1 rRNA gene is annotated in these 325 nt (G+C 51.4%); it reads right to left on the reverse strand.

Going from position 1 to position 325, the window contains the following annotated elements:
* Nucleotides 1-325: ribosomal RNA gene (locus ACL9RM_RS26630) — 23S ribosomal RNA — on the reverse strand; the annotation flags it as partial.

The following is a 325-nucleotide window of genomic DNA, read 5'->3' on the forward strand; positions in this document are numbered from 1 at the left end:
GAACAAGTTTTGAACTACAGGGCTTTTACCTTCTCTGGCGGGCCTTTCCAGACCTCTTCATCTAACCGGTTCCTTTGTAACTCCATGTGAGACGTCCCACAACCCCAAGGAGCAAGCTCCTTGGTTTGGGCTAATCCGCGTTCGCTCGCCGCTACTGACGGAATCACTATTGTTTTCTCTTCCTCAGGGTACTTAGATGTTTCAGTTCCCCTGGTCTGCCTCTATTCTGCCTATGTATTCAGCAGAAAGTGACTGTCGATGAAGACAGCCGGGTTTCCCCATTCGGACATCCCCGGATCAAAGCTTGCTTACAGCTCCCCGAGGC

The sequence above is a fragment of the Paenibacillus sp. S29 genome (genome assembly GCF_049319765.1).
Taxonomy (GTDB): Bacteria; Bacillota; Bacilli; order Paenibacillales; family Paenibacillaceae; genus Paenibacillus; species Paenibacillus polymyxa_B.